Source organism: Novosphingobium sp. SG751A (assembly GCF_013149295.1).
GTDB lineage: Bacteria > Pseudomonadota > Alphaproteobacteria > Sphingomonadales > Sphingomonadaceae > Novosphingobium.
Genome location: NZ_JABGCB010000005.1, coordinates 17,260 through 37,672 on the forward strand (window position 1 = coordinate 17,260; position 20,413 = coordinate 37,672).

Here is a 20,413-nt window from a genome sequence, read left to right on the forward strand (position 1 = left end):
GCCAACCAGCGCTACTTCCCCGCGCCGCAGGCTTTCACACATCCCTCAAAACGCCCCGCTGCCGAATCTGGCAGACCCCCATTTAATGGGATTGCAAAGGGACCAAGTCCCTTTGCCCGCCGGAGGCAAAAACCCTCATAGTCTGCACACAAAAAACCCCCACCCAACCGGGCAGGGGCCTTTTGAAACCAATGGCAACCCGCGCGATTACTGGCGCGGCGGGGTCTTGGCCTGCGCCTCGCGGCCATCGCCTTCGGGGGCGGCCACGATGGTGCGGGTGACATCGCCCTTGTTGGCGGTGGCGGTTTTGGGGTCGGCGACGGTCGAGCGGATCGAGGCGTCGCCGGTGCCCATCTTGGCCACGGCGGCATTTTCCACGCCGCTGCGCTGGGGCGCGGGGCCGAACATCGCCTCGGTGGTTTCAACCTGGCCGGGACGGGTGTTGGGGCGCGGGGCGCCCGGCTGCGGCGGGGTCAGCGCGAAATCGGGCGGGGCGAACAGCGGCGTCTGGCGCTGAACGGCGAATTCATCGGGGCGCACGCGGTTGAACAGCCCGCCCGCGCCACAGCCGGAGAGCATCAGGCAGGTGGTGCCGGCCAGCAGGATGGCGGAAATCTTGCGCATTGTGGTTCAGTTCTCCGGGGTGGACGGCGCGGCGTCCAGCTTGATGTGGCCACGCTTTTTGCCCGAAAGAAAGCTCCGGGCAAGGATAATCAATACGCCGAAGGTGATGGCGACATCGGCGAGGTTGAAGATGTAGAAGGGGCGATACGATCCGATGTGGAGATCGGCATAATCGACGACGAAACCCTTGGCCACGCGATCAAGGATATTGCCCAGCGCACCGCCCAGCACGAGGCCGAGGGGCAGGATTTCGCCCATGCGCCGCTCGACAAAGATCCACACCGCCACGCCTAGCGCAATCGCACCGGTCATGCCCACCAGCAGCCAGCGTTCAAGGTCCGAACCCGCCGTGAGCAGGCCCAGCGACACGCCGTAATTTTCCGCCCAGGTGAAGTTGAAAATGGGCAGCAGCGTGATCTGTTCGACGCGGGGCAGGTCGAGCGGGCCGATCATCGCCCATTTGACGATCTGATCCAGCGCAAACACCGCCCCCGCCACGGCAAAGCCGAGCAGGCGCGCTTTGACAGGGGAAGTTTGCGCAAGAGTCGTCATTCGGCGGCATCCATGCCCGCCACAACCTGATCGCAGCGTGAACACAGGTCGCCATCCTCGGAAACTTCCGGGAGATGGCGCCAGCAGCGGCCGCATTTGTGGGCTTCGGTGCGGGCCACGCTCAACGCATCGCCGCGCACAACGCTCGCGCTGATGAACAATTCGGCCAGATCGGCCTCCGGCGCATCACCCGGCACAATCACCTGTGCCTCAAGGCTGGAGCCCAGCGTCTTGTCGCGGCGCAGCGGTTCGATGGCGGCCAGCACCTCGGCGCGCAGGGCACGAAGCGCGTCCCAGCGTTCGCCATCGAGCGAGACCGCCGGCACCACCGGCCATTCCAGCAGATGCACGCTGCCCGCATCGGCAAAGCGCGACTTCCACACTTCCTCCGCAGTGAACACCAGCAAGGGCGCGGCATAGCGGATCAGCGCGTGGAACAGGATGTCGAGCACGGTGCGATAGGCGCGGCGCTTGGTATCCGTAGGGGCGTCGCAATAGAGCGAGTCCTTGCGGATATCGAAGAAGAAGGCCGAGAGGTCTTCGTTGCAGAAATCGACGAGGCTGCGGACATAGGTGTTGAAGTCGAAATCATCGACCGCCACCTTAAGCTCACCATCCAGCTTGGCCAGCAGCGCAAGGATGTAGCGCTCCAGCTCGGGCATGTCCTCAACCGGCAGCTTTTCGGCATCGCTGAAACCGTCCAGCGCGCCCAGCAGATAGCGGAACGTGTTGCGCAGCTTGCGATACTGATCGGCCACGCCTTTGAGGATTTCATCGCCGATGCGGTGATCCTCGGTGTAATCCACCGACAGCGCCCACAGGCGGACGATATCCGCGCCGTAAGTCTCCATGACCTTGAGCGGATCGACCGTGTTGCCAAGGCTCTTGGACATTTTCATGCCCTTGGAATCCATGGTGAAACCATGGGTCAGCACCGCCTTATAGGGCGCATGGCCGCGCGTGGCGCAGCTTTCCAGCAAGGAGGACTGGAACCAGCCGCGATGCTGGTCGCTGCCTTCCAGATAGAGGTCGGCGCGCGGGCCGCGATAGCCCTCGGGGCGCAGGAGGTCGGGCCAACGACCGCTTTCCATCACGAAAGCATGCGTGCTGCCGCTGTCGAACCACACGTCGAGAATGTCGGTGACGCGCTCGTAATCCTCGGCGTTGTAATCCGCGCCCAGATATTCCTGCGCACGCGCCTCGTCCCATGCGTCCACGCCTTCCTCGCGGATGGCGGCGATGATGCGGGCGTTGACCGCCTTGTCGACCAGATATTCGCCGGTCTTGCGATCAACGAACAGCGTGATCGGCACGCCCCATGCGCGCTGGCGCGAAAGCACCCAGTCGGGGCGGCCCTCGACCATCGCGCCGATGCGGTTGCGGCCCTTTTCGGGCACAAAGCGCGTTTCGGCAATCGCATGCTTGGCCCGTTCGCGCAGAGTGTCAGGCGAAAGGATCGTGGCCAGATCGAACATGTCGTCGGCCTCGCTCAGCGGGGCCAGATCCTTGTCCATCGGCACGAACCATTGCGGGGTGCAGCGGAAGATCACCTTGGCCTTGGACCGCCACGAATGGGGATAGGAATGCTTGTAATCGGCCGAAGCCGCCAGCAAACCGCCCTCTTCACGCAGCGCGGTACAGATCGGACCGTCGGGCGCGTTGAACTTGGGGTTGATGACCGACCCTTCGCCGCCCAGCCAAGGCCAGTCGGCGCGATATTTGCCATCGCCCTCGACCGCAAAGACCGGGTTGATCTTGTTGGCCTTGCACAGCAAAAAGTCGTCCTCGCCATGGTCGGGCGCCATATGGACAAAGCCGGTGCCTGATTCGACGGTGACGAAATCGCCGGCCAGCAGCGGGCGCAGCTTGGTAAAGAACTCGGATTCGGGGAAACGCGCGGCCATCGGGTGACGTGCCTTGGCCCCGTTGAGAACCGGCCCCTTCACATACATCAGGAAGTCATAGCCATCCTCGTCGATGCGCTTCAAAAACGCCTCGATCAACGGCTCGGCAATCAGATATTTCTGATCGCCCACGCGGATCTGCGAATAATCGATCGCGCGGCCATAGGCGAGGGCCTGATTGGTCGGGATGGTCCATGGCGTGGTGGTCCAGATCACCACCTTGGAGCCGACCAGCTCGGGCGCGGCGGGCACTTCGACCAGTTCGAAGGCCACATCGACCTGCGTGCTGGTGATGTCCTCATACTCGACCTCGGCCTCGGCCAGAGCGGTCTTTTCCACCGGGCTCCACATCACCGGCTTGGCGCCGCGATAGAGCTGGCCCGACTGGGCAAATTTCAGCAATTCGCCAACGATGGTCGCCTCGGCCTGAAAATCCATGGTCAGATAGGGATTGTCCCAATCGCCATTAACACCCAGACGCTTCAACTGCTCGCGCTGGGCATTAACCCAGGTCTGCGCATAGGCGCGACATTCGGCGCGGAATTCGCGCGGCGGCACCTCGTCCTTGTTCTTCTTCTTCTTGCGATATTCTTCCTCGACCTTCCACTCGATGGGCAGGCCGTGGCAATCCCAACCGGGCACATAAGGCGCGTCCAGACCCTTCAGGCTCTGGGTGCGAACCACCATGTCCTTCAGGATATGATTAACCGCGTGGCCCACGTGAATGTTGCCATTCGCATAGGGCGGGCCATCATGCAGAATGAACTTCTCACGCCCCGCGCGCGCATCGCGCAAGGCACGGTAGAGATCCTGCTCCTGCCACCCCTTCAAAATGCCCGGCTCCTTCTGCGGAAGGCCGGCCTTCATGGGGAAATCAGTCTTCGGCAGGAAGACGGTGGGTCGAAAATCGCGTTTCTCGGTCATGACGCGCCGTGCCTTAGCGATTCGGGGGGGGTTTCGCAAATAATGATGCGGGGGAATGCGTTTTGTCTTTTGCCTCCGGCGGGCAAAGGGACTCGTCCCTTTGCAATCCCATTATGGGGGTGGCGCGTGGTTGGCGGGGGTGGGGATATATTATGAAAGCCTGCGGCGCGGTGAACTCATGCCTGTCCGCACCGCAGGCTTTCAAATCTCAAACGCCGCGTCCCACACCTGACGCCGAACGCCACGCGCAACGCAGACAGTAAAGGGAGCGCGAGGGCCTAGACCCTCGCATTTCAACTCTCTTCCAAAACCTCAACCTTGCTCGCCAACAGCTTGTCGATCTTACGCCGATCCATATCGACGATCTCCCACCGCCAGCCCTGATCCACAAAGTGATCGCCCTCCTTGGGCAAACGCTTCAGAATCGAAAGCGCATAGCCCGCCACGGTGGCGTAATCGCGCGTTTCGGGCACTTCGATGCCAAAACGGTCGCCCAGCGAATCGGCGGGCAGGGCGCCAGAAATCAGCAGCGAGCCATCCTCGCGCGTGACCACCAGCGGGCTGTCGCCTTCATCCTGATAGGAGGCGAAATGGCCCGCGATGGCCGAGAGCAGATCAGCGGGCGTGACGATGCCTTCCAAATGGCCATATTCGTCATGCACCAGCGCCATCGACAGACCTGAATTTTGCAGCACGCGCAGCGCGTCCATCGCGTCGATCTGGTCCGGCACGATTTCGGCCTTATGGATCAGGCTTTCCAGATCCAGCGGCCCGCCGGCCAGCAATTGCGCCAGAACCTCGCGCACCTTGATCACGCCCACAATATTGTCGACCGCGCCATCGGTCACGGGCAGCAGCGAATGCGGGCTTTCGGCAATGGCGGCGCGCACCTCCGATTCGCTGGCCCCGCGTTCGATCCAGTCGATTTCGGTGCGCGGCGTCATCACCTCGCGCACGGGGCGCTCGGCAAGGCGCATGATGCCGGTCATGATCGCGCGCTCTTCCTCCTCGATCACGCCCGAACGCGTCGCTTCGGCAAAAACGAGGTGGATTTCCTCGGCGGTCACCTGCTGCTCCTCGCCGGTTTTCACCCCGATCATGCCAAGGATGGCATCCGAAGACACGCGCAGCAGCCACACCAGCGGCGCGGTCGAACGCGCCATCATCGCCATGGGCGGCGAGGCGATGATCGCGATCCGCTCGGCATGGGCCAGCGCCACCTGTTTGGGCACCAGTTCGCCGACAATCAGGCTGACAAAGGTGGTCAGCCCCAGCACCAGCACGCTGGCCAGACGGTCGGCATAGGCAAGCGGGATGCCCCAATGGGCGATCCTTTCGGCCACGGGGGTCGAAAAACTGGCCTCGGAAAAGGCGCCCGTGACCACAGCAACCAGCGTGATGCCGATCTGCGCGGTGGAGAGCAGCTTGCCCGGATCAGCGGTCAGGTCGAGCGCGGCCCGCGCCCCCCGATTGCCCCGATCGGCCAGCACGCGCAACTTTGCCGCGCGCGCCGAAACAATTGCCAGTTCTGACATGGCAAACACGCCATTGAGGACAATAAGCCCACCAATGACAAGAACATCTATCCAGGGAAAGGGTGTCACACACCATCCCTAGCAGCTTTGCCGGCAAAGGCGAAGGGGGCGCGAGGAAACGTATAAAAACTGTTACAAATTACTGCCAGACCGATGGCTCCTTGCGTTCAGCAATGCTAGATTCAGGCACAATCGCTGAAATGCGCAAGTACGAGGGGGCCCACCGCGGGCCGATTTCCATGGAGAGAGACCCATGACCAAGGCACGTATTTTCACCGCCGGTTTTGCCGTTGCCGCGCTGCTGGTAACTTCGGGCTGCGTGACCGATCCCAACACCGGTCAGCAAAAGGTTTCGCGCACGGCCATCGGCGCGGGCGCGGGCGCGCTGGGCGGCATGTTGCTGGGCGGGCTGATCGGGGGCGGCACGGGCCGCATCATCGGCGCAGGGATCGGCGGCATCGCGGGCGGCGCCATCGGCTATGAACGCGACAAGCAGATCAAGCAGTTGCGCGAGCAGACGGCAGGCACCGGGGTGGATATCCGCCCCTCCGACGATGGCCGCTCGATCATGCTCAGCCTGCCCGACGGCGTGACCTTCGACACCGGCTCCTATATGCTCCACCCGCAATTCCGCCCCACGCTGGACAAGATTGCGCAGAGCCTGAAGGATTATCCCAACAGCCTGATCGACGTCTATGGCCACACGGATTCCACCGGCAGCGCCCAGTTGAACCAGACCCTGTCGGAAAATCGCGCGCGCACAGTGGGCGATTACCTTGGCATGCAGGGCGTCTCGCAGGCGCGCATCCGCACCCAGGGCTATGGCGCGACCATGCCCGTGGCCGACAATGCCACGCCCGAGGGCCGCGCGAAGAACCGCCGCGTGGAAATCAAGATCGTGCCCATCACCCAGGAACAGGTGAACGCCGCGCGCGGCCAGTAAAAGGGGCCAGTAACGGATTTGGGGCGGTGGGCTTACCCCGCCGCCCGAACCATCACGTTCAGGCCCGTTTCGAGCGTATAATCCAGACGATTATAGCTGGGCGGTGTGGCGCGGGTCCGTTCGGACAGAGTGCCGGCGCCGATGATACGGATCGGACCGTTTTCGGTTTCAACATTCAGGTCGAACGGGTCATGCACATGGCCCGACAGCACGGCGGCCACCCCAGCACCCGCCAACGCCGCCAGCGCCCGCCGTCCGCCGCGCGTCGATCCCGTGCCATGCGTATCGGCATCGACCAGCGGATGATGGCAGGCCGCCAGCTTCAGCCCCTGTGCGCCCTCCAGACGGCGCAGGGCGGCATTCAGCGCAGGCTGTTTCACGCAACCCTTCGACCAGTTGATCCGCCACTGCGCGGGTGTCACCGTGGGCAGCGAGGCCAGCGTGACATCGCCCAGCGGCAGGTCCGAATGCGCCCGCGCGCGCAAAGCCTCAAACCGGGCAAAGGGGCGGCGCAGGCGGCTCACCATCTCCCAATAATAGGGCATGTCGTGATTGCCCGGCTCGATGCTGACCGGCACGCCAAGGCCGAGCAGATAATCCCCCGCCGCGCCAAATTCGCGCACGGTGCCCCGCATCGTCAGGTCGCCGGTGCAAATGACCGCGTCGGGCTTTTCCCGCGCGATCTCCTGTTTCAGCCAGTCGAGCGCGGCGCGGTCCTCGGCGCCGAAGTGGAGGTCGGAGATGTGGAAGAGGATGGCCATGGGGGAGGGGATTAGAAGAAGATGATGCGAGGGACTAGTCCCTCGCGCTCCCATTATTGTCTGCGTTGCGCCAAGGGTTCGGCGGACAGGTGTCGGACGCACCGTATCAAAAATAAAGCCTGCGGCGCTTTTGAGAGTGACCTCCCCGCGCCGCAGGCTTTCAATTCATCTCGCAAAACGCCCCGCCGCAAACGAGGCGCCACCCCATAACGGGATTGCAAAGGGCTTTCGCCCTTTGCCCGCCGGAGACAAAAAACCTTAGGCCAACAACCCCTCGGCCGCGATCTTTTCCTTCCACACCAGCGGGGCAAGCTGGTGAACATTCTTGCCCTCGCTATCGACCGCGACGGTCACCGGCATATCTTCGACGGTGAATTCATAGATCGCTTCCATGCCCAGATCGGCAAAGCCCACGACCTTGGATTCCTTGATCGCGCGGGCGACGAGATAGGCCGCGCCGCCGACTGCCATCAGATAGGCGCTCTTGTGGTTGGCGATGGACTCGGTGGCCTTGGGGCCGCGCTCGGCCTTGCCCACGCTGGCCAGCAGGCCAAGATCGAGCATAAGGTCGGAGAAGCTGTCCATGCGGGTGGCCGTGGTGGGGCCGGCGGGGCCGACCACTTCTTCGCGCACCGGGTCGACGGGGCCGACGTAATAGATCACGCGGCCCTTGAAATCGACGGGCAGTTCCTCGCCCTTGGCCAGCATGTCCTTGATCCGCTTGTGCGCGGCATCGCGGCCGGTCAGCATCTTGCCGTTCAAGAGCAGGCGGTCGCCCTGCTTCCAGCTCTGCACTTCTTCGGCTGTCAGCGTGTCGAGGTTGACGCGCTTGGCCGCCGCATCGGGGGTCCAGTGAACCTGCGGCCACTGATCCAGCTTGGGCGTTTCCAGATAGGAGGGGCCCGAGCCGTCCAGCGTGAAGTGCGCGTGGCGCGTGGCGGCGCAGTTGGGGATCATGGCGACCGGTTTGCCCGCCGCGTGGCAGGGGGCGTCCATGATCTTGACGTCGAGGATCGTGGCGAGGCCCCCCAGACCCTGCGCACCGATGCCCAGCGCGTTGACCTTGTCGAAGATCTCGATGCGCAGCGCCTCAAGATCGTTCTGCGGCCCGCGCTGCTTCAACTGGGCCATGTCGATCTGTTCCATCAACGCCTTTTTGGCCAGCAGGACGCAATGTTCCGCCGTGCCGCCAATGCCGATGCCCAGCATGCCCGGCGGGCACCAACCCGCGCCCATCTGGGGCAGCATTTCCAGCACCCAGTCGACGATCGAATCGGACGGGTTCATCATCTTGAACTTCGACTTGTTTTCCGAGCCGCCGCCCTTGGCCGCAACGTCCACATGGATCTTGCTGCCCTTGACCATATCGACATGGAGAACGCAGGGCGTGTTGTCGCGCGTGTTGCGGCGGGTAAAGGCCGGGTCGGCCAGAACGCTGGCGCGCAGCTTGTTGTCCGGGTTGTTATAGGCGCGGCGCACGCCCTCATCGACAACTTCCTGCAGGCTCATCTCGGATTCCAGAATGCAGTTCTGGCCCCACTGGATGAACACGTTGACGATGCCGGTGTCCTGACAGATCGGGCGATGCCCTTCAGCGCACATGCGGCTGTTGGTCAGGATCTGGGCGATGGCGTCCTTGGCGGCGGGCCCCTGTTCGGCCTCGTAAGCGTCCCCCAGCGCGCGGATATAGTCCATCGGGTGATAGTAGCTGATATATTGCAGCGCATCGGCCACGCTGTCGATCAGATCCTGTTCTTTGATGGTCACCAACTCGGCCATGGGGGCTCCTTCGCTCTGGGCCTTTGGCCATAGAGAAGGGGGGCCAAGGCGCATTCGTATGATCGGTTGGGGCGGTCCATAGGCATGATTGCCCCGCTTCGCCAAGGGTAAAGCGGCGGTTATGACAAAAGTCGGTGCCGCTTGTGGCGAATTTGCCCGGATTCCCGTGTCAAAGCGCTTGGCTTTGGCCCGCCGTTTGCCCTAGAAGCGCGCGCGATAAACGAACACAGGTCTGGCCTATTGCATTACTGTGTTATGTATGTAATACGGCCTTGGTCAAGGATTGTGATGGCATGAGCGAAATCCACTATGCACCCCAAGGCGCCGAGGCAGGCACCGCCCGCCGCGCCATGATCGACAGCCAGCTGCGCACTTGCGGCGTGAATGAGCCGTGGGTGCTTTCGGCTCTGGCCAGCGTCGCGCGTGAGGATTACGTGCCCGCCGCCAATCGCGCAGCCGCCTATATCGACCGCGCCGTGCCGCTGGGCAATGGCCGCGCGCTGCCCGCGCCGCTGTTTCATGGCAAGGTGCTGGGCGCCGCGCAGCCCACCGCGCAGGACAAGGTTCTGGTCGTGACCGCAGGCAGCGATTACCTCGCCGCCGTGGTCGCGCGCCTTGCGGGCAGCGTGGACAAGGTGGACGCTGCCGATCTGGGCAAGGGTCTGCCCGGCACCGGCTATTCGCTGATCCTGATCGACGGCGCGGCGGGCGAAGTGCCTGCTGTGCTGAACGATGCGCTGGCCGCCGATGGCCGTATCGTCACGGGCCTCGTCGAAAAGGGCGTTTCACGCCTGGCGCTGGGCCGCAAGGTGGCGGGCGCGGTATCCTATCTGACGCTGGCCGATCTTGGCATTCCCGCGATTGCCGAACTGGCCGCGCCCAAACACTGGAGTTTCTGATGATCAATGGCCGGGTAACGCGCAAGCTTCTGCTTTTGTCCTGCCCGGCCATGGTTCTTGTGGCGCCGATCGTCCATGCCGAGGATCTGCGCAGCGCTCTGGCCGCAACCTATGCCAGCAACCCTACCCTGCTGGGCGCGCGCGAACAATTGCGCGCCACCGATGCGGGCGTGCCGCTGGCCCGGGCCGATGGCCTGCCATCCTTGAACGCCACCGCCACCGAAACCGAATATGTCCGCCAGAACCCGGCCTCGACCACCGATATGCCGCGCATGGTCACAGCGGTGGGCACTTTGTCGGTGCCGCTGTACAGCGGGGGCGGGGTGAAGAATGCGATCCGCGCCGCCGATACGCGGGTGATCGCCGGGCGCAATGATCTGCGCGCCACCGAGGCGGGTGTATTTACCCAGGCCGTCACCGCCTATCTGGATGTGATCCGCACCGAGGCCATCGTGCGCCTGAACAAGGCGCAGGTGCAGACGCTGGTGACCAACCTGAAAGCCACCAGTGATCGCTTTCAGATCGGCGATGTGACCAAGACCGACGTGGCGCAGTCGCAATCCCGTCTGGCCGTGGCGCAAGGTAATCTGCGCAGCGCCGAGGCCAGCCTGGTGCAGGCGCGCGAGACCTATATCCAGATCATCGGCCATGAGGCGGGCGAACTGGCCCCGCCGCCGCCGCTGCCCAGCCTTCCCGCCGCGCCCGAAGATGCGGTGGGCATTGCGCTGGACGCCAACCCCGATCTGGCCGCCGCGCGCGAGCGCAGCAAGGCCGCCGGGTTTGACAGCGATGTGGCCCGCGCCTCGCGCATGCCCAAGGTCAGCATGGTGGCCAATGGCAATTACACCGATTATCTGGGCCAACTGGCGCTGCGCGGCAATTTTCCTTTCCCCATCGCGCAATCAGCCGCCACCGCCGATGTCAGCATCCGCGCCACGATCCCGCTCTATCAGGGCGGGCGGCCCAGCGCCCAGATCAAGCAGGCGCAGGCCCGCGAGGGGCAGGCGATGGACAATGAAATCGCCACCGAGCGGCAGGTGATCGCCAGCGTGCGCGCCTCTTTTTCGAACTATCGCGCGGCCAACGAAATCATCCTCGCCAGCCAGACAGCGGTGGAGGCGGCCGAACTCTCGCTGCGCGGGGTGAAGGCGGAAAACAGCGTGGGCAATCGCACCGTGCTGGATATCCTGAACGCCGAGCAGGAACTGGTCAACGCGCAGGTGCAACTGGTGACCGCGCGGCGCAATGCCTATGTCGCGGGCTTCTCGCTGCTCTCGGCCATGGGCCGGGTGTCGGGCAAGGATCTGGGGCTGGATGCGGGCGCGCTCTATGACCCGGAAATCCACTATCGCGAGGCGCGCGGGGCGCTGGGCGACTGGGGCGCAGACAAGGTGCAGGGCGCGGGCAAACCCACGCGCACCGTTGACACACCTGCCCAGAACGGTTCAACATTCGGCAATTGAGGGCCGATTTCGGCGATAATGCGATTTTCAGGGGCACAATTCATGCGCGCACAGGGCGAACCTTCGGTCGAGGAAATCCTTGATTCGATTAAAAAAGTCATCGCGCGTGACAATCGTGCCCCGACGGCCGCCCCCCGGCTGAATGTGGTCGAATCGCATGAGGACGATGTGCTGGATCTGGCTGATTCGGATCAGTATTTTCACGAGGACCCCACCCCGACTAGCCCCGCGGCCGACCTCATCAGCGAACCGGCTATCTCCTCGATGCGCGAATCTCTGGCCGCTTTGGCCATGATGTCACAGCCCAGCCGCCCCCCCCAGATCGTGCGCAGCGGCGAAACCTCGCTCGAAGGATTGGTGGCCGATCTGCTCAAGCCCGCATTGCGCGAATGGCTGGACCAGAACCTGCCCGCGATGGTCGAACGGATGGTCGCCGCCGAAATCGCCAAGATCGTCGGCAAGAAGGGCTGAAAGTTGGACGGGAAATCGCCTGCGCGATTTCCTAGCGGCACCAGCCCTCTCCCCCGGCCCTACCACCCACAGGGTACACCAAATGGGTGGTAGGGCCGGGGGAGAGGGCTGGTGCCGTAAGCTCCGGGCGGATGCCCGGAGCGCACCAACACAGAGGCGCTAGCCCTCCCGTCTTTGTCCTGATAGGACAAGGGCATGGCCAAACCCGATCCCGCTTTGCTCGATCCCGCCGGTTACCCGCATGTTTGCGAGGTGACGACCCGTTATGCCGATCTGGACCCGAACAACCACATCAACAATGTGGCCATGGCGGCGATCATTGAAGACGCCCGCGTGCGTTTCCATATGGCCAGCGGCTTTGCCAAGGCTATCCCGGCAGGCGCGCAGACGATGGTCGTCTCGCTCAATATCGATTATCTGGCGCAGGCCCATTATCCCCATCCTCTGGTGATCCATTCGGGCCTTTCGGCGGTGGGGGACCGCAGCCTGCGCCTGCGCCATCTGCTGACGCAGGACGGCCGCCCGGTCGCGCTGGCGGAGGCGGTGGCGGTGCATGTGGTGGATGGCAAGGCCGCGCCGCTGCCCGAGGGGCTGCGCGAAGCAATCGAGGCATGGAAATGTCGGTAAAGCCTGACGAAATCGCGCTGGCGCAGGCCGCCTTGGCCAAGGCCGGGGCCGCCGCACCGGGTGGGGTTCAGCGCCACATCTTCCTCTGCGCCGAACCGCAAAAAGGCGAATGCTGCGCGCCTGCGGTGGGCGGCAAGGCTTGGGCCTATCTCAAAAAGCGGGTCAAGCAACTGGGTCTGACCGAGGCGGGCGTGATGCGCAGCAAGGCCGATTGCCTGCGTGTGTGCTTTGCCGGGCCAGTGGCGGTGGTCTATCCCGATGGCGTCTGGTATCATTCCTGCACCGAGGATGTGCTCGAACGCATCCTTCAGGAACATATCATCGGCGGCGTGCCGGTGGAGGATTACCGACTCAGGCCCTGATCGTCCTTGGGGCCTTCGTTGACATCCTCGTCATGCCCGCTGGCGCTGGAGAGGAAAACCAGCCCCATCAGCGCCGACATCAACAGCATCGCAAAAGACACGCCGATCGCCACCGCGATATAGAAATGCGGGCTGACCATGCCTTCCTGTTTGTACAGGACGGTCAGGGCCCCGATCACCGTGGTCATCGTCACCAGAAACATCCAGCGCATGATGCGCCGAAACCGCGCCCATGCAGCGGCGGCCTGAGCCGTATCGGAAAAAGGAGCACGGTTGGTCATTGCGCGTCTTCATGCGCCTTTGGGGATCATGTTTCAAGCGTGGCGCATGGGTGACAGTTAACGGGCCAAGCACCAAAACCCGCGCAATTCCCCACTTTTCATGGGGGATGGCCTATGTCATACTCATACAAATAGACAAAAAGCCCGCCAAAAGGGAGATGGAGGAAACATGTCGATTGCTCGTCTGATCGAAGGCCGCAACGTTAATATCGTTGGCTGTACCGTCTCGATGAAAGTGCGCGATGCCATCGCCCTGCTGGCGGACAAGAGGATCGGCGCGATCCCCGTGCTAGATGGTCATGCCATTGCCGGGATCTTTTCCGAACGCGATGTGATCTCGCGCCTCAACGAACATGGCCCGGCCCTGCTCGACATGGTCGTGGGTCAGGTGATGACCTCACCCGCGATCACGGTGGACCCGGAAACCTCGGCCCTTGAGGCACTTGGCCTGATGACCCGCCGCCGTATCCGCCACCTGCCGGTGCTGCGCGAAGGGCGGATGGTTGATTTCATCTCCATCGGCGACCTCGTTAAATACCGGATCGACCGCATCCAGGGCGAAGCCGATGCTCTGCGTGATTACATCCAGATGGCCTGACCGCTGTCATCTGGATTGATGGGCGCGCGCCCGCCTTGCGAGTGGGCGGGCGCGCGCCTACATATAGACCTATGACTGACACCGCCCCCACCATCACCCTCAGCCCCTCCGCCGCCGCCCGAGTCGCGTGGATCGCGCAGAAGCAGGGCAAACCGGCCATGCTGCGCCTTGCCGTCGAAGGGGGCGGATGTTCGGGCTTTCAATATCGCTATGGTCTGGCCGAAAGCATTGAGGGCGATGACACGGTCGTCGAAACCGATGGCGTCAAGCTCGTCGTCGATTCGCTCAGCCTCGATCTCGTTTCGGGTTGCGTCGTCGATTATGTCGAGTCGCTGGGCGGGGCGGCGTTCAAGGTCGAAAATCCCAATGCCGTGGCCGGGTGTGGGTGCGGGTCTTCGTTTGCGGTTTGAGGTTAAGGGTTAATGACTCCGGCGGGCAAAGGGTCTTGGCCCTTTGCAATCCCGATAATGGGGTGGCGTGAGATTCGCGACCGGGCATTATGCGGCAAAGCCGCTTTAATTTATTGTCTCCGACGGTAAGAGAAGGTGACATTGCCTCTGGCACTTTCCCAGTCATGGGATTGCAAAGGGACCGAGTCCCTTTGCCCGCCGGAGGCACCTAAGACTTCTCTTCCCAAGGACCTGCATCCTCATGAAAATCGCCAGCTTCAACATCAACGGCATCAAGGCCCGCCTGCCGCGCCTGCTGGAATGGCTGGAGGAAACGCAGCCCGACGTGGCCTGCCTTCAGGAGATCAAGACGCAGGACGAGGGCTTTCCGGCCGATGAGTTTGAAAAGATCGGCTATCAGGCGATCTGGCACGGCCAGAAGAGCTTTAACGGCGTGGCGATCCTTGCGCGGGGCGAGAAGCCGGTTGAAACCCAGCGCGGCCTTGCGGGCGAGCCTGAGGACGAACAGAGCCGCTATATCGAAGCCGAAGTGCGAGGCGTGCGGATCGCGGGCATCTATCTGCCCAATGGAAATCCCCAACCCGGCCCCAAATTCGACTATAAATTGCGCTGGATGGAGCGTCTGCGCGCGCGGATGGCCGAATTAAAGGCGCTGGAAATCCCCGCCATCGTCACGGGCGATTTCAACGTCATTCCCACCGACCGCGACATCTGGAACCCCAAGGCGATGGCCGAGGATGCGCTGATGCAGCCCGAATCGCGCGATGCCTATCTGCGCCTGCTGCACGATGGCTGGACCGATGCCATCGCCACCCATAATCCCAACGGCGGCGTGTGGACCTATTGGGATTATCAGGCGGGCGCATGGCAGAAGGACAATGGCTTCCGCATCGACCATGCGCTGCTCTCGCCCGAACTGGCGGATCGGCTGGTGGCCTGCGGAGTGGACAAGGCGCATCGCGGCCGGGAAAAGGCCAGCGACCATGCGCCCGTCTGGGTCGAAATCCGCGATTAATTATTGACCGGGGGCAGGGGGGCCGTGCTGCGCGGCCTCTGCCTTCGCCTTAGCTTCGGCTTCAGCCTGCTTTTGCTTGCGGGCGAAATAGGCCTTTTCCTCGTCCTCGACATCGGACTGGGTGCGCGCGGCTTCGGTGTCGATCTTGCCAAGACGCTTTTCGCGCTCGGCCTCGATCATCTTGGAAAACTGCACGTCGCTCGACTGCTTGCGCTCGGCATAGGCATTCTTGATGAATTGCGAGACGCAGCCCGTCTGCCCGCCCGCGCCTACCGGCGAACAGCTTTGAGCACCGGTTGAACCGACGCGCTCATAGGCGATCACCTTGTTATTCCACGATTCGTTCTTCGGCCCGCCGGTGTTCTCGCGGAACGGCTCCGGAATGCGATAGCGCTCGCCCTCGGCCTTGCGGGCGCAGACGGTGATTTCGTCGCCCTTGCCCTGCGGACAGGCATCATCGCCAAAGATGATGACCATATTGACCCGCTCGCCCCCCGGCGCGGTGATCTGCGTGCCGGTCGGTTGCGCTCCATTTTGCTGGGCGGCAAGAGCGGGGGCAGCCATGCTCAAAACGGCAGCGAGGGTGAGAATCGGGCGAAACATGGCAACAGGCTCCTCAATGCGTTTGGCGGCAATATAGGCTGACCAAGCCCTCTGCGATAGCGGGTGAATGCTAGCTGAAGTTGGCTGCACCCGGCCTTGCGCCAGAACAATTTAGATACGTTCCGACAGCTTGATAGCCAACCGGCACCCCAACCGGATAGCCCCCGAGAGCAGCGGATAGGCCGGCGCGCGCTCCGCCCCATTGGCAAGGGCGGTGTCGCGGTGTTCGCGCTCGTCATCGCGCGCCTTTTCGATCAGGCCCGCCAGTTCAGGGTCCTCATCGCCCAGTTCTTCCAATTGCTCGGTATAATGCTTGTCGATCTCGGTCTCGATGGCCGCGGTGCAGGCCATCGCCGCCTCCGGCCCGATCAGCGCCGTGGCCGCGCCAAGCGCAAAGCCCGCGACATGCCAGATCGGCTGAAGCACCGTAGGCCGCCCCTGCCTCTCGACGATCAGCCGGTCGAACCATGCGCGATGGTCCACTTCCTGCGCTTCCATCTCGCGGATCTTGGCCGAATGCGGACCGCGATCGCCCATCACCGCCAATTGCCCGGCATAGATGCGCACCGCGCCATATTCCCCTGCCTGATCGACGCGCACCATCCGCTTCACGCGCTGCGAAACCGCCATCTCAACGCTCCCCATCTCAACCCTTGTTCCGCGCCATCAGCGCGAAAACCACCAGCGCCGCTGCGCCCGAAATCAGGAAATCGAAACCGGCCATCGAAATGCCCATCAGCTTCCACTGCACCACATCGCAGCGGATGACGGGCGCCGCCATGATCGCGGCCAAAGGATCGCCGCCATTGGAAAAGCTGACCGTGGTGGTGCATTCGGTCAGGCCCTTCCACCAGCCATATTCGACGCCTGCATGATAGCCGCCAATCGCCGAGGCCGCCACCAGAGCAAGACCCGACAGTGCCACAAACAAACGCTTCACCGGCAACACGAATGCCGCCACCGCCAGCCCCAGCGCGGCAAAATGGGCATAACGCTGCCACCAGCACATCTCGCAAGGCACAAGGCCGCCGATATACTGAAACCCATAGGCCCCGCCCAACAGCGCCAGCGGCACCGCCAGAGCAACCAGATTGGCCTTACTCAGATTTTTCATCTCACTTGCCCTTTGCCGCCAGCGTCGCCGTGCGATTGATCGTCTGCAGCGCATACCACAGCTGGAAATCCTTGATGCCCTTCTCGGTCAATTCCTCGGGCGTCATTTTGAAGCGCGGATCGGGCGTGTTGTCCTTTTCCAGCTTCTTGTCGTCCACGCCTTTTTCATTGACCAGATGGCGGCGCAGATCGCTCTCGCGCAGCGCTTTTTCGCTGCGCTTGCGGGCGTCGGGGTCGGAAATCTGGGGCACGCGGATGTCGGGTTCGATCCCGCCCTCCTGCACGCTGCGGCCCGAAGGCGTGTAATAGCGCGCCGTGGTCAGTTTCACCGCATGGGCGCTGTCGATAGGGATCATCGTCTGCACGCTGCCCTTGCCAAAGCTGCGCTCGCCCATAATCAACGCGCGATGTTGATCCTGAAGCGCGCCCGCGACGATTTCGGACGCGCTGGCCGAACCGGCATCGATCAGCACGATCACCGGCAGCCCCTTGACCAGATCGCCGGGGAAGTAGGTTTCGGCGCGATAGACCGCATTCTCGCCCGCCTGACGCCCGCGCTGCGACACCACCGTGCCGCCGCTCAGGAACAGATCGGACAGGGCCACCGCCTCGTCCAGCTCGCCGCCGGGGTTCGAGCGCAGATCCAGCACCACGCCTGTCAGACGGTTGCCTGCGGCAGCGCGCTGCTTCTGGATCTGTTCAAACACCAGACGGCCCACGTCATGGCTGAATTCATTGACGGTGATCACCGCCACATTGCCTTCCAGCTTGCCCGTCACCGGCTCCAGCGTGATCACCGCGCGGGTCAGCGTCAGGTCGAACGGCTCCTCGCGGCCGGGGCGATAGATGGTCAGCTTGATCTGTGTGCCCGCCGCGCCGCGCATCTTGGCCACGGCATCGTCCAGATCGCCATCGACAATGAATTTGCCATCCAGATGCGTGATATAATCGCCCGCCTTGACGCCTGCCTGCTCGGCCGGGCTGCCGCGCATCGGGCTGACCACCTTGACCGCGCCATCTTCCTGCACCACCGAAATGCCAAGGCCCGCATAGCCCCCGTCAATCATCGTGCGCAGCCGTTCCAAGCTGGCCCCGTCGAGATAGGAGGAATGCGGATCGAGGCTGGAGAGCATCCCGTCGATCGCGCCCTTGACCAGTTTTTCATCATCGGTCTGATCGACATAATGCGCCTTGATCAGGCTGTAGACCGTGTAAAGGCGGGCAAATTGCGGCGCCACGCGCCCATCGACGGCGGCCAGACCCGCCGTGCCCACCGGCACCATCGCCACCGCCCCCAGCATAAGTCCGGCGCGGGCAAGAGTGGCTAAACGTGAACGCATGGGGGGCCTTTCTGGATAATCGACGGCAAACCTAGCCGGGTTGGGCGCGGAATGCCAGATACGCTATGATGCAAGATTCAACGCCTGAGTTGATCCAAAGGGTTCACCGGCTTGCCATCTCTGCGCAATTCCAGCGTAATCTGGGGCTGCCCCCCGCCCGCCGCGCCCAAAGGCGATCCGGCCACGACATTGTCGCCCACCTGCGCCGAAATCCGGTCAAGCCCGGTGATCAGGCTGGTAAAGCCGCCCGGATGATCGATGATGATGATCTGGCCATAGCCGGCAAAAGGTCCGGCAAAGGCAATCCGCCCCGCCGATGGGGCCACCGCCTGCGCCTGAGGGCGCACCGACAGCGTGATGCCGCGCGCGGCTGTTCCACGTGAAGCATCGCCAAAGCCCGAGATCAGCCGCCCCGTCACCGGCAGCAGGAAATCAGGGAGGGCTGTGGGTGTCGGGCTGGGCGAGGGGGCATAGGCGGCCTCCTGCGCCATCTGGCCCCCCGCCGTCCAGCCTGACGCAGGGCGCAGCACCGGGCCGGGCAGCGCCGCCAGACGGTCGCGCAGCGCGGCGGCCTGCTCCAGCCCATCGAGCAATCCGCCCAGATCACGCGCCTTTTCGCCCAGAGCCAGCGCGCGTTCGGCCTCGCGGCTTGCCCCGCCATTGGCCTCACGCGCGGCCTGACGCTGGCGGGACTCCATCGCGCCCAGATCGCGGCGGCGGGTACCCAGTGCGGCAATCTCGCCATGCAGCGCGGCCTCAGCCACCTTGGCCTGTTCCTGCAGCGCGCGGGCGCGGGCCAGTTCGCTGCGCAAGGCGGCGGTGCGGCGCTGCACCTGCGGCAACATGCTTTCCAGCAAGGCGCGCGTATGCACACTGTCCGCCAGCGAGCCGGGGCGCAGCAAGGCCACCAGCGGCGGGCGGCGCGACAGGCGCTGCAAAGCCCCGGTCAGCTCGACCAGCGGCTTTTGCCTTTGCGCCAGTTCCGCCCGCAAATCCTTGCGCTGTTGTTCGATGATGCGGATGCGCGCCTCGTCTGCCACGATTTGCGCCTCGGCCTCCTGAATCCGCGCGGCCAGAGCGGCGGCTTCACGGGCGGCTTTATCGGCGGCGGCACTGGCCTGCTGCGCTCCGCGTTCAAGGTTCTCGGCCCGGGCGCGCGCCTGACTGGCCTGGGCCTGCGCGGCGGCCAGATCGCGCCTTGTTTGCGCCGGGCTTTGCGCCGGATCGTCCAGCACATTGACCACCTGCGCCGCGGCGGCACCGGCCATGAAAGCGGCAATCAGCAAGACCCCCGCCCGCATCGTTCAATTCGCCCGGTGATAGGGGTGGCCCGACAGGATCGCGGTGGCGCGCCACAATTGTTCGGCCAGCATCGCGCGCGCCATCAGATGGGGCCATGTCATCGCGCCAAAAGCGATCAGCAGATCGGCCCCTTCGCGCCCGGCGTCGCCATGCCCATCGGCCGCGCCGATTTCAAAGCGCACCTCGCGCACGCCATCATCGCGCCAACGCCCCAGCATCGCGGCAAATTCTTCCGAAGAAAGCTGGCGCCCGCGCTCGTCGAGCAAAACGCGGCGGGCAGGGGTGGCAAGGGCGGGAATGGTACCGCCCCGGTCCGGCAATTCGGTGTGCTTCACCGGCCAGCTAATCCGCTTCAAATAGCGGTCCAGCATCTCTCCTTCGGGCGAGCGGGCAATCCGCCCACGGGCCAGTATATGCAGCAGCATCGTGCCGACCCGTCCTTTTGCCGCGCCCCCGAAAAGCCTGATCAGTCGTGCAGATCAGGCCGCACCGCTGGGTCCGTCAAAGCCCCACATGCGTTCCAGATTATAGAAGTTGCGCACTTCGGGGCGGAACAGATGGACGACAATATCGCCGGCATCGATCAACACCCAATCCGCCGCAGGCAGACCTTCGATGCGGACATGGCCAAAGCCGCCGTGCTTGATACGCTCGGCCAGATGCTGGGCCATCGCGGCCACCTGACGCGTGGAACGGCCCGATGCGATCACCATGTGATCGGCCACCGAGGTCTTGCCTTCCAGCGGGATGGAGACAATTTCCTGCGCCTGATCGTCGTCAAGCGATTGCAGGACCAGCGCGTGCAGCGAACCGGGTTCGGCGTCGGGCAGCGTGGAAACGGGTTTCGCCGCCGGGATGGCGGGCGAAGGGGTGATAGGATCGGGCATGTAGGTCAGAATAACTCCTC

Annotated in this window: 23 protein-coding genes; 9 read left to right on the forward strand and 14 right to left on the reverse strand. The window is 63.6% G+C overall.

Going from position 1 to position 20,413, the window contains the following annotated elements:
• Positions 1 to 207: 207 nt before the first annotated feature.
• The 4 genes from FHW96_RS07790 to FHW96_RS07805 all read right to left on the reverse strand — a co-directional run bounded on the left by FHW96_RS07790 (position 208) and on the right by FHW96_RS07805 (position 5,539).
• On the reverse strand, positions 208 to 624 hold the full coding sequence (locus FHW96_RS07790) for a DUF3035 domain-containing protein (RefSeq protein ID WP_168603271.1): 417 nt from the start codon (positions 622 to 624) through the stop codon (positions 208 to 210).
• A gap of 6 nt (positions 625 to 630) precedes the next feature.
• A complete protein-coding gene (lspA, locus tag FHW96_RS07795; RefSeq protein WP_172340005.1) occupies positions 631 to 1,176 on the reverse strand; it encodes a signal peptidase II in 546 nt (181 codons plus the stop codon).
• The gene (ileS, locus tag FHW96_RS07800) at positions 1,173 to 4,004 is read right to left on the reverse strand and encodes an isoleucine--tRNA ligase (RefSeq protein WP_172340006.1); all 2,832 of its coding nucleotides are present in this window, start codon (positions 4,002 to 4,004) and stop codon (positions 1,173 to 1,175) included. Before ileS ends, lspA begins: the two co-directional genes overlap by 4 nt.
• A 293-nt stretch (positions 4,005 to 4,297) precedes the next feature.
• Complete coding sequence (locus FHW96_RS07805; RefSeq protein ID WP_216650830.1) at positions 4,298 to 5,539, reverse strand: hemolysin family protein; 1,242 nt, start codon at positions 5,537 to 5,539, stop codon at positions 4,298 to 4,300.
• Positions 5,540 to 5,792: 253 nt separating this feature from the next.
• Here FHW96_RS07805 and FHW96_RS07810 point away from each other — a divergent pair, with 253 nt between their 5' ends.
• Positions 5,793 to 6,482 carry an OmpA family protein gene (locus FHW96_RS07810; RefSeq protein ID WP_172340010.1) on the forward strand — a complete coding sequence of 230 codons (690 nt, stop codon included), beginning with the start codon at positions 5,793 to 5,795 and terminating at the stop codon, positions 6,480 to 6,482.
• A 32-nt stretch (positions 6,483 to 6,514) separates the two neighbouring features.
• Here the strand turns inward: FHW96_RS07810 and FHW96_RS07815 are convergent, their stop codons facing one another.
• Together FHW96_RS07815 and FHW96_RS07820 are read right to left on the reverse strand one after the other, a co-directional pair.
• Entirely contained in the window at positions 6,515 to 7,243 is a 729-nt protein-coding gene (locus FHW96_RS07815) for a metallophosphoesterase (RefSeq protein ID WP_172340011.1), read from the reverse strand.
• 258 nt (positions 7,244 to 7,501) lie between these two features.
• Positions 7,502 to 9,022, reverse strand: coding sequence for a fumarate hydratase (locus tag FHW96_RS07820; RefSeq protein ID WP_172340012.1), 1,521 nt, complete (start codon positions 9,020 to 9,022; stop codon positions 7,502 to 7,504).
• A gap of 293 nt (positions 9,023 to 9,315) precedes the next feature.
• Here FHW96_RS07820 and FHW96_RS07825 point away from each other — a divergent pair, with 293 nt between their 5' ends.
• From FHW96_RS07825 to FHW96_RS07845, 5 genes are all read left to right on the forward strand, one after another.
• Positions 9,316 to 9,921, forward strand: a complete 606-nt coding sequence (locus FHW96_RS07825) for a protein-L-isoaspartate O-methyltransferase (RefSeq protein ID WP_253950816.1) — start codon at positions 9,316 to 9,318, stop codon at positions 9,919 to 9,921.
• Positions 9,921 to 11,384: a TolC family outer membrane protein gene (locus FHW96_RS07830; protein WP_172340013.1), complete on the forward strand. Its 1,464-nt coding sequence runs from the start codon at positions 9,921 to 9,923 to the stop codon at positions 11,382 to 11,384. The genes FHW96_RS07825 and FHW96_RS07830 overlap by 1 nt, the downstream gene beginning before the upstream one ends.
• A 42-nt stretch (positions 11,385 to 11,426) precedes the next feature.
• Positions 11,427 to 11,855: a DUF2497 domain-containing protein gene (locus FHW96_RS07835; RefSeq protein ID WP_172340014.1), complete on the forward strand. Its 429-nt coding sequence runs from the start codon at positions 11,427 to 11,429 to the stop codon at positions 11,853 to 11,855.
• Between the two features lie 195 nt (positions 11,856 to 12,050).
• Positions 12,051 to 12,482, forward strand: a complete 432-nt coding sequence (locus FHW96_RS07840; RefSeq protein WP_172340015.1) for a thioesterase family protein — start codon at positions 12,051 to 12,053, stop codon at positions 12,480 to 12,482.
• Positions 12,473 to 12,844 carry a ferredoxin gene (locus tag FHW96_RS07845; protein ID WP_172340016.1) on the forward strand — a complete coding sequence of 124 codons (372 nt, stop codon included), beginning with the start codon at positions 12,473 to 12,475 and terminating at the stop codon, positions 12,842 to 12,844. The genes FHW96_RS07840 and FHW96_RS07845 overlap by 10 nt, the downstream gene beginning before the upstream one ends.
• On the opposite strand, the gene FHW96_RS07850 is transcribed toward FHW96_RS07845, so the two are convergent.
• Positions 12,826 to 13,125, reverse strand: coding sequence for a hypothetical protein (locus tag FHW96_RS07850; protein WP_172340017.1), 300 nt, complete (start codon positions 13,123 to 13,125; stop codon positions 12,826 to 12,828). The genes FHW96_RS07845 and FHW96_RS07850 overlap by 19 nt on opposite strands.
• A gap of 169 nt (positions 13,126 to 13,294) precedes the next feature.
• On the opposite strand from FHW96_RS07850, the gene FHW96_RS07855 reads away from it, so the two are divergent.
• The 3 genes from FHW96_RS07855 (at position 13,295) to xth (ending at position 15,148) form a co-directional block, all read left to right on the forward strand.
• The gene (locus FHW96_RS07855) at positions 13,295 to 13,723 is read left to right on the forward strand and encodes a CBS domain-containing protein (protein WP_172340018.1); all 429 of its coding nucleotides are present in this window, start codon (positions 13,295 to 13,297) and stop codon (positions 13,721 to 13,723) included.
• A gap of 71 nt (positions 13,724 to 13,794) precedes the next feature.
• Complete coding sequence (erpA, locus tag FHW96_RS07860) at positions 13,795 to 14,133, forward strand: iron-sulfur cluster insertion protein ErpA (protein ID WP_172340019.1); 339 nt, start codon at positions 13,795 to 13,797, stop codon at positions 14,131 to 14,133.
• A gap of 241 nt (positions 14,134 to 14,374) precedes the next feature.
• Entirely contained in the window at positions 14,375 to 15,148 is a 774-nt protein-coding gene (gene xth, locus FHW96_RS07865) for an exodeoxyribonuclease III (protein ID WP_172340020.1), read from the forward strand.
• On the opposite strand, the gene FHW96_RS07870 is transcribed toward xth, so the two are convergent.
• From FHW96_RS07870 to rsfS, 7 genes are all read right to left on the reverse strand, one after another.
• Entirely contained in the window at positions 15,149 to 15,751 is a 603-nt protein-coding gene (locus FHW96_RS07870) for a hypothetical protein (RefSeq protein ID WP_172340021.1), read from the reverse strand. It lies immediately after the preceding gene.
• 111 nt (positions 15,752 to 15,862) lie between these two features.
• Positions 15,863 to 16,381, reverse strand: coding sequence for a demethoxyubiquinone hydroxylase family protein (locus FHW96_RS07875; protein WP_172340022.1), 519 nt, complete (start codon positions 16,379 to 16,381; stop codon positions 15,863 to 15,865).
• A 16-nt stretch (positions 16,382 to 16,397) separates the two neighbouring features.
• Positions 16,398 to 16,865 (reverse strand): disulfide bond formation protein B, encoded by a 468-nt coding sequence (locus FHW96_RS07880; RefSeq protein ID WP_172340023.1) that lies wholly within the window; start codon positions 16,863 to 16,865, stop codon positions 16,398 to 16,400.
• 1 nt (position 16,866) lies between these two features.
• Positions 16,867 to 18,204 carry a S41 family peptidase gene (locus tag FHW96_RS07885; RefSeq protein WP_172340024.1) on the reverse strand — a complete coding sequence of 446 codons (1,338 nt, stop codon included), beginning with the start codon at positions 18,202 to 18,204 and terminating at the stop codon, positions 16,867 to 16,869.
• A 77-nt stretch (positions 18,205 to 18,281) separates the two neighbouring features.
• Positions 18,282 to 19,472 (reverse strand): murein hydrolase activator EnvC, encoded by a 1,191-nt coding sequence (locus tag FHW96_RS07890; protein WP_253950817.1) that lies wholly within the window; start codon positions 19,470 to 19,472, stop codon positions 18,282 to 18,284.
• A 36-nt stretch (positions 19,473 to 19,508) separates the two neighbouring features.
• A complete protein-coding gene (locus tag FHW96_RS07895) occupies positions 19,509 to 19,931 on the reverse strand; it encodes a 23S rRNA (pseudouridine(1915)-N(3))-methyltransferase RlmH (RefSeq protein WP_172340026.1) in 423 nt (140 codons plus the stop codon).
• 54 nt (positions 19,932 to 19,985) lie between these two features.
• Positions 19,986 to 20,393, reverse strand: coding sequence for a ribosome silencing factor (gene rsfS, locus FHW96_RS07900; protein WP_172340027.1), 408 nt, complete (start codon positions 20,391 to 20,393; stop codon positions 19,986 to 19,988).
• Between the last annotated feature and the right edge of the window lie 20 nt (positions 20,394 to 20,413).